13 protein-coding genes are annotated in these 14,536 nt (G+C 42.2%); 9 read left to right on the plus strand and 4 right to left on the minus strand.

All coding sequences use genetic code 11. The features are described 5' to 3' along the window. The first annotated feature begins 17 nt into the window (after window positions 1–17). From H70737_RS11820 to H70737_RS11835, 4 genes are all read left to right on the plus strand, one after another. The gene (locus tag H70737_RS11820; protein ID WP_042187429.1) at window positions 18–1,130 is read left to right on the plus strand and encodes a rhamnogalacturonan acetylesterase; all 1,113 of its coding nucleotides are present in this window, start codon (window positions 18–20) and stop codon (window positions 1,128–1,130) included. A gap of 114 nt (window positions 1,131–1,244) precedes the next feature. Further along, entirely contained in the window at window positions 1,245–2,036 is a 792-nt protein-coding gene (locus tag H70737_RS11825) for an SDR family oxidoreductase (RefSeq protein ID WP_042187431.1), read from the plus strand. 169 nt (window positions 2,037–2,205) lie between these two features. Beyond that, a complete protein-coding gene (locus tag H70737_RS11830) occupies window positions 2,206–2,922 on the plus strand; it encodes an MgtC/SapB family protein (protein ID WP_042126933.1) in 717 nt (238 codons plus the stop codon). Between the two features lie 84 nt (window positions 2,923–3,006). Beyond that, window positions 3,007–3,996: an aldose 1-epimerase gene (locus tag H70737_RS11835; RefSeq protein WP_042187433.1), complete on the plus strand. Its 990-nt coding sequence runs from the start codon at window positions 3,007–3,009 to the stop codon at window positions 3,994–3,996. 198 nt (window positions 3,997–4,194) lie between these two features. On the opposite strand, the gene thrS is transcribed toward H70737_RS11835, so the two are convergent. Further along, a complete protein-coding gene (thrS, locus tag H70737_RS11840; protein ID WP_042187435.1) occupies window positions 4,195–6,105 on the minus strand; it encodes a threonine--tRNA ligase in 1,911 nt (636 codons plus the stop codon). Window positions 6,106–6,578: 473 nt separating this feature from the next. On the opposite strand from thrS, the gene H70737_RS11845 reads away from it, so the two are divergent. Continuing rightward, window positions 6,579–7,247: a TraX family protein gene (locus H70737_RS11845; RefSeq protein ID WP_042187437.1), complete on the plus strand. Its 669-nt coding sequence runs from the start codon at window positions 6,579–6,581 to the stop codon at window positions 7,245–7,247. Window positions 7,248–7,340: 93 nt separating this feature from the next. Continuing rightward, the gene (locus H70737_RS11850; protein WP_052404257.1) at window positions 7,341–8,861 is read left to right on the plus strand and encodes a copper amine oxidase N-terminal domain-containing protein; all 1,521 of its coding nucleotides are present in this window, start codon (window positions 7,341–7,343) and stop codon (window positions 8,859–8,861) included. A gap of 102 nt (window positions 8,862–8,963) precedes the next feature. Here the strand turns inward: H70737_RS11850 and H70737_RS11855 are convergent, their stop codons facing one another. Then, window positions 8,964–10,379 carry a metallophosphoesterase gene (locus H70737_RS11855; RefSeq protein ID WP_052404258.1) on the minus strand — a complete coding sequence of 472 codons (1,416 nt, stop codon included), beginning with the start codon at window positions 10,377–10,379 and terminating at the stop codon, window positions 8,964–8,966. A 208-nt stretch (window positions 10,380–10,587) separates the two neighbouring features. Here H70737_RS11855 and H70737_RS11860 point away from each other — a divergent pair, with 208 nt between their 5' ends. Continuing rightward, complete coding sequence (locus H70737_RS11860) at window positions 10,588–11,187, plus strand: nitroreductase family protein (RefSeq protein WP_042187439.1); 600 nt, start codon at window positions 10,588–10,590, stop codon at window positions 11,185–11,187. Between the two features lie 72 nt (window positions 11,188–11,259). Continuing rightward, window positions 11,260–11,454 (plus strand): DUF2188 domain-containing protein, encoded by a 195-nt coding sequence (locus tag H70737_RS11865; protein WP_042187441.1) that lies wholly within the window; start codon window positions 11,260–11,262, stop codon window positions 11,452–11,454. Between the two features lie 76 nt (window positions 11,455–11,530). Here the strand turns inward: H70737_RS11865 and H70737_RS11870 are convergent, their stop codons facing one another. Then, the gene (locus H70737_RS11870) at window positions 11,531–12,700 is read right to left on the minus strand and encodes a peptidylprolyl isomerase (protein WP_042187443.1); all 1,170 of its coding nucleotides are present in this window, start codon (window positions 12,698–12,700) and stop codon (window positions 11,531–11,533) included. 185 nt (window positions 12,701–12,885) lie between these two features. After that, window positions 12,886–13,221, minus strand: a complete 336-nt coding sequence (locus tag H70737_RS11875) for a hypothetical protein (protein WP_042126947.1) — start codon at window positions 13,219–13,221, stop codon at window positions 12,886–12,888. Between the two features lie 181 nt (window positions 13,222–13,402). Here H70737_RS11875 and H70737_RS11880 point away from each other — a divergent pair, with 181 nt between their 5' ends. Next, window positions 13,403–14,509, plus strand: a complete 1,107-nt coding sequence (locus H70737_RS11880) for a lactonase family protein (RefSeq protein WP_042187445.1) — start codon at window positions 13,403–13,405, stop codon at window positions 14,507–14,509. Window positions 14,510–14,536: the final 27 nt, after the last annotated feature.

Consider the following 14,536-nt stretch of genomic DNA (forward strand, 5'->3'; position numbering starts at 1 on the left):
GAAAGGTGCGGCTGAATTTGGATAGCTATCATTTTGACTTTGGGATTAAAGATACAGTGCCCGGCTACACCAAAATTCGGCCGGACTCACGATACTCTCCGGATGCGCGATTTGGTTTTACTTCAGACTCAGCAGTATTCGGGCGTTCCAGGGGAGGAGCAGATCCATTAAGAAGTGATTTCTGCATTCCGCAGAAGGCAGCCTTCCTGTTAGATATTCCTGATGGGATTTACCGGATTTCTTTGTTACTTGGTGACTCCTTAGCAGATACGAGTACAATAATTCGAGCAGGTGATGGTAAGTACGTATTAGATACATTGAACGTCCCGGCAGGTCAGTATATACGAGAATCATTTGCGATGCGAATCATGGGTGGTCAGCTAAAGCTCTCCTTCTCAGGTATTGCGCCTCGAATAAATGCTCTCGACATTGAGCCTGACAACGAAACGCTTGTCTTATATTTGGCTGGTGATTCTACGGTGACCGATCAAGGAGAAGCTGGTTATCCCTATGCTGGCTGGGGCCAGTTGCTGCCTCGCTGCTTCAAAGCAGGTCTTGTAGTGGATAATCGAGCCATTTCAGGACGTAGCTCCAAGAGCTTTATTGAGGAAGGGCATTTGGACAACATTTCTACTGTGCTTCGGCCCAGAGATTATATGTTCATACAGTTTGGTCATAACGATTCAAAAGGGGATGAACATAGACACACCGAACCTTTCACTACATATAAAGAATATTTGCTGCGGATGATTACAGTTGCTAGGAAAGCAGGAGCCTACCCGGTACTGGTGACCGCTGTACATAGGCGGAGATTTGATCCTGCAGAAGCTATAGTAGACAGTCATGGAGAGTATTTAACGGCAATGAAAGAGTTGGCTGAGACTGAGCAGATCCCCCTAATCGATTTGGCGGAGAAGAGTCGTAAGCTTTTTGAAGCCTATGGTGTGGAAGGAACAAAGGATCTGTTCATGTGGTCCTATCCGGGAGAATATATCTTGCATCCAGTTGGCGTACAAGACAATACACATTTTCAGATTTTAGGAGCACGTCTGCTTGCTGATCTTATTGTAGAGGGCATCCGTGAAGCCGGTTTAAATGATCTCATTATCCATCTTCGGCAGGGTGAATAAAAATAATCCTTTGGGGTATTAAAGATCTATCGATTCAACTTCTGTATGCGAGGTTAAGGTTAAGGAAAGAACTTAACTGGAAGGCTTGCATGACAAGAAGGAGGATACTTAAACATGGCAGATAAGAAGCTGGAAGGTAAGGTAGCGATTGTAACAGGAGGTGGTTCCGGCATTGGACGAGCAACTGTGCTTGAGTTCGCTCGTAACGGGGCCAAAGTTGTGTTGCTGGATAGAACTGTTGAGAACGCAGAAAAGGTTAGAAAACAAGTGGAGAAAGAAGGCGGAGAAGCCCTCGTAATTGAATGCGATGTTGCTGAACCCCCGCAAGTGGAAGCTGCCATAAACAAGGCGGCCGCGAAATGGGGTCGTCTTGATGTTGTTTTTGCAAACGCAGGGATTAATGGAGCCATGACGCCCATTGAAACGATGGATATTGAGTCTTGGGACCAGACGATTCACATCAACCTTCGTGGAACCTTCGCGACTGTTAAATATGCGATACCGCATCTAAAAGAAAGCGGTGGCAGCATCCTGATTAACAGCTCCATTAACGGAAATCGTGTATTTTCTAACATCGGTTTTTCTGCTTACAGTACGACAAAGGCAGGTCAGGTTGCTTTTATGAAGATGGCAGCATTAGAACTGGCTCAATTTCAAATTCGCGTAAATGCGATCTGTCCTGGGGCTATTAAGACCAATATTGATGACAACACTTTTCCATCCGAGGATCTCAAAGAGGTAAAAATCCCTGTCGAATTTCCGGAAGGGGATCAACCGCTAGAGGAAGGTCCTGGGCGTCCTGATCAAGTTGCAAAGCTGGCACTTTTTCTGGCCTCCGAGGATTCCGATCATATTACAGGAACTGAGATTTATTGTGACGGTGCAGAATCGTTGCTTCATGGTTAAATAATCTTTCACCAAAACGGATTCTATCCTCTTCATTATGCGGATTTTATAAGCTGTCTGCGCATATACATGGAGGATAGGAGTGCCGTTTTTTTGCTGTAAAATAAAGCTAATCATAATCTCCGTTTTCCGTTATAATGGAGTATCTGTGGAGAAAGGAGAATGAACTATGGATTTTCATATTGAATCATTAATTAAGCTGCTAGTGGCCATGCTGTTCGGGCTGTTCATCGGGATTGACCGACAGATCAAGCAGAAACCGCTGGGGATTCGGACCAGTATGGTCATTAGTATTGCCTCTTGTCTTGTAACCGTAGTGTCTATTCATGCCTTTGATAAGTTTGCAGGTCCTGAGCATCCAAATATGGATCCGATGCGCCTCGCTGCTCAAATTGTCAGTGGGATAGGGTTCTTGGGGGCTGGTGTTATCCTGCGTAGAGGCGGTGATGCGATATCAGGCTTGACCTCGGCAGCACTCATCTGGACAGCTTCGGGGATTGGTATAGCTGTGGGAGCAGGATTCTATATTGAAGCAGCATATGCGGTTATTCTTCTAATGTTTGCGGTGAATTTGGTTCCTCATTTAATTCGTTCGATTGGTCCTGAAGTGCTTAACAAGCATGAAGTTTCGGTGAGGATCATCATGGAAGCTAATTTTGTACTTACTGAAGTGATCCAAAAAATTGAGAGACCCCAGGTTAGTACCCAACGAAGTACTAGAAGTCCATCCCGGGCGATCCGCAGAATGAAAATTAAGGATTTGGAAGATGGAAGACAAATGATCGATATGGTGATCTCAGCCCCGGATAAAGATTACGCAACAGAGATCTATTATGATGTGAAGAAAATTGATCATGTCATGAGCGTTGAAGTGGAACAGCTGTAAAAAGGGCATGTCACGTCATGACCAGATGTGGTAATCTATCAAGTAGAGACAATTATCAGACACTGGAAGGGAGAACACATTATTATGTCTATCACAGCCTATGAAGGACAATATGAAGGAGAAGCAGCCATCTGGTTGAAAGCTGGCCGTTATGAGGCAGCTATCCTACCAGGCATCGGTGGCAACTTGATCTGTTTCCGTGATACCGAAAACGGTTACCGTTTCTTGCATGAACCGGGAGCTGAGGAAATGGAAGCCTTCAAAGCAAGTCCAGGCATCCATGGTATTCCTGTATTATTTCCTCCGAATCGTTATGAAGATGGCAAATTTCCTTGGAATGGTCAAACTTATCAACTCCCGGTAAATGAAGTCGCAACAGGCAACCATTTACATGGATTTTTACATACGGCAGCTTGGGAAGTGGAAGAGTTCGGTAGCGGTAAGACCGCAAGCTTCGTAACCGTATTCATCAAAGTGGATGAGAGCCATCCTTCTTATCAATACTTGCCGTTTAAATACACAATGAAACTACGGTATACCCTTGGTGAAGGTGGCTTATCTCAACAGGTACAAGTCCATAATGATGGTGATGAAGAGATGCCTTGCTTGTTGGCATTCCATACCGCGATTAATGCACCATTCGCACCAGGTAGCACACCACAAGACTACCTTGTAAAAGCGACCATCGGTAATCGCTGGGAATTGAATGACCGTATGCTGCCGACTGGTAAATTCCAAGAGCTGGAGCCAGGTGAAGCTCAGCTTCGTGATAAAGGTGTGAATCCTTATTTCGCTTCGATGGACAACCATTACACAGCTGTAGCTCAGAATGGACGTAACCGGATGGAGCTTACCGACAGCAAAGCTGGAGTCACTTTAGTTTATGACGTTGGGACTTCATACAAGCAGTGGATGATCTGGAATAATGGTGCTTCTGAGCAGTTCTTCTGCCCAGAGCCGCAAATCAACTTGGTTAATGCACCAATGGTAGATCTGCCAGCGGATGAGATCGGCTTATTCAGTCTCAAACCAGGCGAGTATTGGGATGAAAGCAGTCGTCTGTACGTGAAATAGTGTCCCTGTGAAATTTATATGTGATCAAAGAAAGGGCTGTCTTGTTCGTAGATTTCTACGATAGACAGCCCTTTAACGTTTAATTTGAAGCAGAACTTTATTTTTTAAAATATAGGAATTTATATGCTACACGTATAAATTATTCTTATATTTCTCGCTAAAACGCTTACCGTCCTTATAAGGACGCCGAAGGCGTTTTTACTTGCTAACTATTTCTTTATTAATCTGTTCAATAATCTCTTGGATACTCTTTGAACCAAGATCACCCTCACCACGTTTTCTTACAGAAACACTGCCAGAGTTTTTCTCATTCTCACCGAGAACGAGCATATAGGGTGCTTTTTCAAGTTGGGCTTCACGAATTTTGTAACCTAGCTTCTCATTTCGGATATCAACCTCTACACGAATGCCAGCTTGTTCTAAGGATTGTTTCACCTGAAATGCATAAGCAACGTAGTTCTCAGAGACGGGCAATAACTTCGCTTGAACGGGTGCTAGCCATAGCGGGAATGCGCCGGCATAATGCTCCGTAATAATCCCCATAAAACGATCAATCGACCCATAAACAGCGCGATGGATTACGACTGGGCGGTGCTTAAGGTTATCTTCCCCGATGTAAGTAAGATCGAATTTCTCTGGCATTTGCCAATCTAGTTGGATGGTTCCACATTGCCAGCTTCGTTTTAGCGCATCTAAAATATGAAAATCAATCTTTGGTCCGTAGAATGCGCCATCACCTTCATTCACACGATACTCGATCCCGAGATTGTCTAATACACTTTGTAATGATTGTTCAGCTAGATCCCATAGTTCTTCTGATCCCATATAATCTGCCGGGCGAGTAGATAATTCAATCTTGTACTCAAAGCCAAACACTTGATAAATATGGTCAATCAGTGAGATTACCCGGCTTATTTCATCTTCAATTTGCTCTGGTAATACGAAGAGATGGGCATCATCCTGACAAAAAGTACGAACACGCATCATCCCGTTAAGTGCCCCAGAGAACTCATGGCGATGTACTTGACCAAATTCGGCAATTCGGATAGGCAACTCTCGGTAAGAATGTAGGTTATTTTTGTAGATCATCATATGACCTGGGCAGTTCATCGGTTTGAGTGCGAATTTTGTTTCGTCTACATTGGTGAAATACATATTGTCTTTGTAGTGATCCCAGTGTCCGGATTGCTCCCAAAGCCGATTGTTCATCATCAGTGGTGTACGAACTTCATCGTAATCTCTCTGTCTTTGTAATTCACGTGCGAAATTCTCAAGCTCTGTGCGGATAGTCATCCCCTTGGGAAGATAGAAGGGCATACCTGGAGCTTCTTCAGAGAACATAAACAATTCCAGTTCCTTGCCGAGCTTACGGTGATCACGTTTTTTAGCTTCTTCAAGAAAGAGTAAGTGCTCTTCAAGTTGAGCTTTCTTAGGAAAAGCAGTTCCGTAAATACGTTGCAGCATTTTATTATTGGAATCTCCACGCCAGTAGGCACCTGCTACATTCAACAGCTTAAAAGCCTTGACCAAGCCAGTTGAGGGAAGATGTGGGCCTCGGCAGAGATCCGAGAATTCACCTTGATCATAAATAGACAATACTGTGTCTTCCGGTAGATCACGGATAAGCTCTAGCTTTAAGGGCTCATTCATCGCTTCAAAAAGCTTGATTGCTTCAGCGCGGGGAACGACACGGCGGACAATCGGGTGATTCTCTTGAATAATTCTCGCCATCTCTTGTTCGATTGCTACAAGATCATCCGTGGATAGAGGTGTCTCAATATCAATGTCGTAATAGAAGCCATCTTCGATTACTGGACCTATGCCGAGCTGGACACCCTTGTCTCCATATATACGTTTTATGGCCTGCGCCATGATATGTGCTGTACTGTGTCTATAAATTTCCAGGCCTTCTTTGCTATCCAACGTAACAATTTCGAGCTGGCAATCATGTTCGATCGTTTGGTTTAGATCAACGGATCTTCCATCGATTATTCCAGCTACAGCATTTTTTTTCAGACTGGTACTTATGGCACCTGCTGCTTCTTTAATCGTCGTTCCTTGCAGTACCTCTCTAATTGTTCCGTTTTGCAGTGTTACCTTGATCTCCATGATTGTTAGCCTCCATTTCTCAAAAATTGTTAGTGGTGAACGCAAAAAAACGCATCTCTCCCAGAAAGGGACGAGTGCGTTCAGCTCGTGGTTCCACCCTAATTCGACCTATCACAAGGATAGGACCTCATTGGTATCCTTTAACGTGGATAAGTCGGTGCCACATACTACCGCAAAATTTAGATCGGCGGATTCAGCGTCACGGCTACAAAGGGGTAACTTCACAATCGTGTACTGGAGAAGCTTTCAGCCTAGACCTCTCTCTCTGGACAGTTCGTATAGGAAATCATGTCTTTGATCATTGCCATATGATGTTGCTCGTTCATAGTACTCAATTGCACCCCATAAAGTCAAGAGGCAAGAAACCAGAAATTCAGTTCTCTTTTATTGCAGTCATCATTTGTGTACAGGCGAAGGAGATGAAGTACTCATTGGCGAATGTATGATATCAACTTATTTTAAGGAGGTTTGATATGCAGATTCTCGCCATGTTGACGATGCTAATCGACCATATTGGCTATATCTTTTTTCCAGAGGATATTGCTTGGAGATATGTAGGAAGAATAGCCTTTCCAATCTATTGTTACGGGCTTGTGCAGGGGCATATCCATACATCATCCAGACCGAAATACTTGTTCCGACTGCTCATTATCGCTATTATTGCGCAGATCCCATACAATTTAGCGATTAATCCTGGTGGATGGAACGTGGTGTTTACGCTTTTGTTATCCGCAACCGTATTGGTTATTTTAGATAAACTACCTACTCCATGGCTTGGAATACCAGTCGTCATTGCAGCTATCGCGTTAATGGATTATTTCCCGATAGATTATAATGCGTACGGCCTGCTGCTAGTATTGATATTCCGTTATACGAAGTCATTTTGGCTTGTTGTAGCACATTTGGCACTTAATCTATTCTACATGTTTTATAATTATTGGGTTGTGCAAATGCTTAGTATTTTACCAACGCTGTTGATTGCTTTGGCGCCTGCACTTTGGGGATATTTAGAGCGTCACCGGGTACCACGCTGGGTGTGGTGGTCTTTTTATCCTGCGCATTTACTGATTTTAGCATTATTTAAAGGCGTAATATACAATGAATGGGTTTCTATCGAATGGCGAACTTTGTTGAATCTATAGTGTTTTTACAATAAGCAATACTTTGATTTACAAATGTTGCCTTTGCTGAGATAATGGATTGATTTCAAAAAATCTTAAAAAAGGAGACTTGCTATGAGGAGAATGAAAGCTAGGGCAAAATGGTTTATTCCTTTTGTCGCACTGCTGCTTGTTCTGGCCGGTTGTCAATCGGTTGGAGGTTTCGATGTTAATAAGGCATTGATCGGGGATGTCGGTGTTAAATCATCAGAATCCAGCATGACGTTTTCTATGAACGCTGAACCTTCAGAAGGAATTAGCGCAGAAGATAAGGAAATGGTCGATCTCATAAATTCTTTTTCCCTGAGTATTAGCAATGCAAAGTTACAAGAGAATGGTAATGTATCTGCCAATGGAACGATCGGCTATAAACAATTGAATATTCCATTCTCATTGTTTATGGACAAAAAAACTTTAGTCTTTACGGTTGAAGGAGCAAAACAACCGTTTTACTTCCCGGTTCAAGGCTATGATGAGGTCTTTGCTGAAGTTGGATTGGATCTGACTAAAGCTGAAGATCTTAGTAAGCTGCTAACGAAGTTTGTGGTGAAGAATCTTCCTAATCCAAGCGCAATTAGCGTAACACCCGTTAGTGAGGCTGTGTATGGCCAGCAGGTGAATATGACGAAGTTACATACCGAAGTGACGGGTGATGAGCTTCCGGCATTGTTAAAAGGATTCCTGAAATCGATCTCTAAAGATACGGAAGGCTTTACAGAATTGGTTGGTGGTCTATATGACTATCTATATCCTGTGATTAAAGCTATGGACGAAAAAGCCTCCGGTGATTATGAAATTCCAGGTATTGGAGTCATTCCTCTGGGTGATAAAGAAGCTGTTGTAACTGTACTACATGATGCAGCAAAATTGGCTGTGGATGCGTTACTGCTGGTTTATGACAATCAACTAGACAGTCTTTACAAAGCTACCCCTGAGCTTAAAACGGTTCTGAGCAAGGATACGAAGCTTGCTGTCGACATTTTTGTAGACAGTGGACTACATGTTCGTAAACAGAATGTTGATCTGAAAGTGGCGCTTCCAGGTACTGAAGATATGCCATTAAAGAGCTTCTCTCTTAAGGCTTCCAGTCAGATTTGGAACATTGGTGGTGCTGTAACGGCAGATCCAATCAGTACTGAAGGAGCACTTGATGTTTCTTCTGGTGACCTGACTCCTGGAGAGACTTTGAACAATTTTGATCCAAATTCTAACGTCTATCGTATATTGAAAGACGATCTTGGTATCACCAAGAGAACGATTGTCATCGAACCAGACGACGAATATTATTATCCGATCGTTGACAATAATACGACGTACATTCCTCTTCGGTATTTTGCAGAAGATTTAGATGCTATTGTGGAATGGGATACAGTCAATCGTGCTATTATCGTAACTGATGGTGTGTACGGTGATAAGCTGGTATTCAAAATCGGTTCTTCCGAAGCAGTAATTAACGGTGAAAAAGTGAAGCTTGCAGAGCCTGTATTTGTTGACGAATATGGTGATGCCTATGTATCGCTGCGTCTGCTTGCTGAAGCACTTCATGCTACTGTGTATGTAGATGAAGATGGTTGGATTACTATTACACGTAAATAGTTAGTTCGATCCTCATTGGCTAAATAACACAAACAAACCCAGCTTCTAACTTCGCAGAAATGCGGGTGAAGCTGGGTTTTTTATATGAAATATGGCATCTTTTCATTGCTTCGTTAAAACCACTTCTAGGTCGACATTACTTAGCGCTTTTTCTTCAGCCATACTTTGGACATACCCTCCTAAGAAACCGTCCTGCTGTTCCTCCCAAAGCTTGTAGCCCGGCAACGCTTTTATATCCTTAGCAAAGGTACCTGCAGTTCCTGCGAAGTATCGTACATTCAGCTTGGACATTACCTTCGCCATGGATTCTTTTTCAGACTCCGTTAAAGGGCTTTCCTTAAGACTATCCATAGCTTTGTCATAGGAGTTAGTAGCAAAGGCTTCTTCGGCATAAGCCTTGAAGTTTAAGAGATTGTGATCTGTAATCTGATTAGCTTCAGCCCAACCTTCTACGTTCAAAGACGTTGTTTTATAATTTATGGTTCGCGAGACGGGATCGAAGGTCATGGCTCCATATTGATGCGGATTGACGGCCATCGCACTCGTAGCGATATCATAGATTGGCATTTGTTCAGAGGATGCTGTATCTTCATTCGCGTCTGCTGGATCTACTTGAATGTCCTGCATATGAATATGTCCTGAGAGAACTAGATTAAGTCCATTCTTCCGTAAGGATTTTATAGCTTCCTGGCTGTTATTAAGCTTGAAGCCTGAAACAGACATAGAAGTGTGACTTAATAAATTATGATGCATCACCGTGATCACAGAAGCGTGCTCTTTGGCTGCAAGCTTAACGGATTCATCCATCCATGAAAGCGTAGAGGAAGCAATACGCCCATCGGTCTGAGGGAAACCGTATTTTTTATTATTAAGGTATTGGCTACTGTCTATCATCAGAATCCATAAGTTGGGGGCAGCCTTGACGATATAGCTTAGTGATTCCTTATCACGTGATGCAGCTTCTTTGTAGCCGAAATCCGCATACATTTTGACGAAATCCTTATCTGTAATTGAATCCGTAAGGAGCTGTTTATCGCCACTGAAGGATCTAGCCCAAGGATTAAATAAGTCGTGATTGCCTGGAATGACATATACAGTGGTTCCTTGTTGTTCAATTCGTTTTAAATTTTCGGTTAACTTTTGATGGCTGCTGCGTTCTCCATTATTAGTTAAATCGCCACTGAGGATGATAAACGCAGGTTTTTTCTGTTCAGCGTCATAGACCAAAGCTTCAGCCATTTCATCACTGTAGGGCAGCATTTTTCCATCGCCTCCAGTGACATAGGTCTGAAAAGCCTGCCCACCATCCTGAAGATCCTTATCCAAAAAGTGAGTGTCTGTGGCGACCCAGAAAGATACAGGTTTAAGCTCAGCTTGATCAAGTTCCATAGCGTTTAAATTAGACGATTTTGTGTCTTTACAGCCAGTAAGTGCCAAGCTAAGGAAAAAGAGCACTACACAAGAGAATATGATCGTTTTTTTATGTAGAATAAGAACTTTATCTGTTGAAAAATTCATTTATATAACCTTCCTTCTGTACTTTTGCTGCACTATTGTAGCTTATTTTTAGCCGAAATGTATATCGGAAAAGTGAAGGGGAGATGTTACTAACCGAGGCTAATTGTATATCCGACAAAATAAGTTGTGAATAAATGTTGTATTTTCAGAAAAAAGGTGATAAGATGTACAAAAGTAAGTTACTTAAATAAATGGAGGTAGTTATTTTATGTCTAACAATTTTCTTGAAGCGGTTAAAGGAAGACGTTCCATCTATGCCATCAGTAAAGAATCCACTGTAGCCGATGCTCAAATTATTGAAATCGTTGAGCAAGCGGTTTTGCATAGCCCAACTTCATTCAACTCCCAAAGCTCCAGAGCGGTTGTTCTTTTAGGTGAACAGCATGATAAATTATGGGATATCACGACAGAAACTTTGCGCAAAATCGTTCCAGCTGAACAATTTGAAGGAACAGCACAAAAATTAGCATCTTTCAAAGCAGGTTACGGTTCCGTATTGTTCTTTGAAGATCAAGCGGTAGTGAAGAACCTTCAAGAAAACTTCGCCTTGTATGCCGAGAACTTCCCAGTTTGGTCTAACCAATCTTCAGGCATTCTGCAATTCGTAGTATGGACTGCACTTTCTGAAGCAGGTTTAGGTGCATCCTTGCAGCACTATAACCCACTAATTGATGACGAAGTGAAAGAAGCTTGGGGCATCCCGCAAGACTGGAAACTGATTGCTCAATTGCCATTTGGTAAGACAGTAACTCCAGCAGGTGAGAAACAATTCCAACCGGTTGAAGATCGCGTTAAAGTCTTTAAATAAGCTTAAGAGAGTGTTTAAAACCTCCTAGACCAGGCTAATTAATTATATAGTCAGGTTAAGGAGGTTTTTTGTATGCCGTGGAACAAAAAAGATTATCCAGATTCACTCAAAAACTTCACTGCACCTATTCGTAATAAGGCGATTGATATTGCTAATGCACTGCTAGAAGATGGATATGAAGAGGGAAGGGCGATTTCTATTGCTACCGCACAAGCGAAAGAGTGGGGAGAGAATCGTGATAAGCAGGTCCGTAAAAAAGGACATTAATTAAAAGTTCGAAAATAGAGGTACAAAAAAAGCAGGACAGCGTCGCTTAACGCTTGTCCTGCTTTTTACAGTCATATTATTTAGCAGATTCAGTTCCTGCTTCTGCGCTTGCAGATGGCTCAGGAGAAGCTGTTGCTTCTTTTTTGGCATCCGTAAGTGAATTTGTGATTTTTGCTTTTGCAGTTGTATCTGACAACCAAGTGGTGGAAAGAGTGGAAACCTTCTGAGACACAAGCGTCTTTTTGATTTCATCTTTCTTTTCTTCCATGGTGTAGTTTTTAGCGTCTTTGTGGTCGGTAACTTTAATAATGTGATAACCGTAATCGGATTTCACAGCACCGCTTGTTTCCCCAACTTTAAGTTTAAAGGCTACATCGGAGAATTCAGCTACCATATCTCCACGTTTGAAGAAGTCTAGATCTCCGCCATTAGCTTTGGAACCAGTGTCTGAAGATTTTTCTTTTGCTAGTTCAGCGAAATCAGCTCCATCTTTCAATTGCTTCAGAATTGCATCTGCTTCTTCTTTAGTCTCAACGAGAATGTGGGAAGCGCGAACTTGTTCTTCTTCATTGAAAGTAGCTTTATTTGTTTCATAGTAGTCTTTGATTTCTTGATCCGTTACAGTCACTTGCGGCTCAAGAATCTTACGCAGTTTAACTTGTAGCGGCATTTGCTTCTTCAAGTCATCAACGGTCATTGAGCTTTGTTGCAATGCAGCATTAAATGCAGCTTCTCCGCCGAATTGTGCCTTAAGGTCTTCTAATTCAGCATTGATGTCTTCATCAGTAACGGTTACGTTGGCTTTTTTAGCTTCTTGATCAACGAGTTCAGTAGTAATCATAGCTTGCAGTGTGCTTTCTCCGCCTGCTTCGATCAATTTATCATAAAGTTGTTCTTTAGTAATGTTAGTTCCGTTAACGCTAGCAACAGCTGTGCTGCTGTCGTCCTTTTGGAATGGAGGCTTAATCAATACAATGATGAGTGCCGCAGCCAGAACCACAGAGGCAATCATCCAGCCCTTGTTACCTTTAGGAGAAACTGGTGGAGCAGGTGGCGTCGTATTATTGTTGCTGCCGACTTTGTTCATTACTGGAACACTTTCCTCTTTTGTTGTATTCACAGGTTCTTCAGCAGCTACGACCTCCACTTCATTTACTTCATTGGTATTCTCGGTAGTGTTCAATTCTTCTTCCGGAGTACCGTTGTTTTCTAAGTTCTCATTTCCATTCAGATCTTTTTTGTCCATTATTAGTAATGACTCCCTTCAATATAGGTGTTGCTTGTCTATTTACAACTTTAACAGAAATCCAGATCCTAAACCTTAAGAAAGTATAAAAAAAGATAGGATCTTTTTAAGTTTCTATTAATAAAAAGCAAAAAGCCGGAAATGGCATCGGTAACATGCCCTTCCGGCTTATGGGAATAAGATGTTTACTTCAGTCCTTTCAATAGATGACGAATACTTTCTTGTTTCCGTCTTGGAACCCGTACGTTTTTAGCGAATAGGCCCTTTTCTCCGAAATAAATGCAGTCGTCTTCGATAGAACTGATCTTGTTTAGATTGACATAACAGCCACCGTACACATGATAGTAAGTAGAATTGGATAACAATCGTTTTAATTGCTCGGCAGTCATTCTCTTTTTTATGTTGTAGTTTCTGCCGTGAAAAATGACCAAATCATGGTCCCCGACCTTAAAGAACAGAATGTCTGTTTCCACCTCGAAGTCCTCGTATACATTTCTGGCTTCCAGCAGGATGCTACTCATTCATGTTCCCCCTTTATACTTAATAAAAGACTAATGTTAGCGCTTTCATTATAGCACAATCCCTAATCATTGGAAAGCCTTATTTTTGAACTATTTGTCACACTTTTTACTTTATAGTTTGTCTTTAACGTTTAAAAATTGTAAATTATATAATAGCAATACTTTGGAGGAGGATGTAGAGATGGAAAAGCAGACTAAGTTATTGCTGTTTACGGGTTCCTATGCAAGTGCCACGGAAAGCGGTGTGCAGGTATTTGAATTCGATGGCGAAGCAGGAGGTACGTTAAAATTAATCGACTCGGTTCAGGGTCTAACTAACCCCACCTTTGTTAATGTAGATGCTTCAGCCCTGCGTTTATATGCCATAGGAGAAAAGCCAAATGGTGAAGGTGGAAAAGAGGGAGAAGTCGTTACCTTTGCTATCGACGCTAAGTGTGGGAAATTGAGCGAGTTGAATCGTATAGCCTCAATGCCTGCTTCAGGTAATGGTCAAACGACCACATGCCATATTTCAAGAGATCTAAACGATGAATACATTGTTGTATGTAGTTATCATGGTGGCAGTGTAGGCTTGATCACACTAGATGAAGAAAAAGTTGCTAATCAACTGGCGGATGTCGCGATTCATTCCGGTCATGGTCACCATCCTGAACGTCAGGATCGCCCACATCCCCATTCGGCTATTTTCAGTCCGGACGGACAGTATCTGTTTGTTTCTGATCTTGGGCTTGATATTATTCGGTCCTATAGAATCAATAGAGACTTGAACAAACTAGAAGTTCACGGAGATACTGCGCTTCATCCAGGGGCCGGACCTCGTCATTTTACATTTCATCCAGATGGAAAGTCTGCATATGTTATAAACGAGGTGGATTCCACGATAACATCGTTTACATATGACAGTGCTACAGGGACTCTTCACACGGTAGATACAGTTTCAACTTTGCCTGAGGATTTTAAGGAAGAGAATACTTGCGCTGAAATTGCTACTTCAGTAGATGGAAGATATCTTTACGCTTCTAACCGTGGAGCTGATAACATCGCAGTGTTTGCAGTGGATAACGCTACTGCCAAGCTTACACTAATTGAATATGTATCTACTCGTGGAGGGCATCCACGACACTTCTCATTAACTCCGGATGGGGCTTATCTTATTGTTGCAAATCGTGACGCTAATAACCTGGTTGTGTTCTCTATTGAAGAGACCAGTGGTCGTCTCGTCTTTACTGGGAATACTGCTGATGTATCCAAGCCGGTGTGTGTGAAGCCTGTGATTTTCCCAGTATAAAAGAAACTTGTTTTGAAGAGTGAATAA

The sequence above is a fragment of the Paenibacillus sp. FSL H7-0737 genome, assembly GCF_000758545.1.
Lineage (GTDB): Bacteria > Bacillota > Bacilli > Paenibacillales > Paenibacillaceae > Paenibacillus_AQ.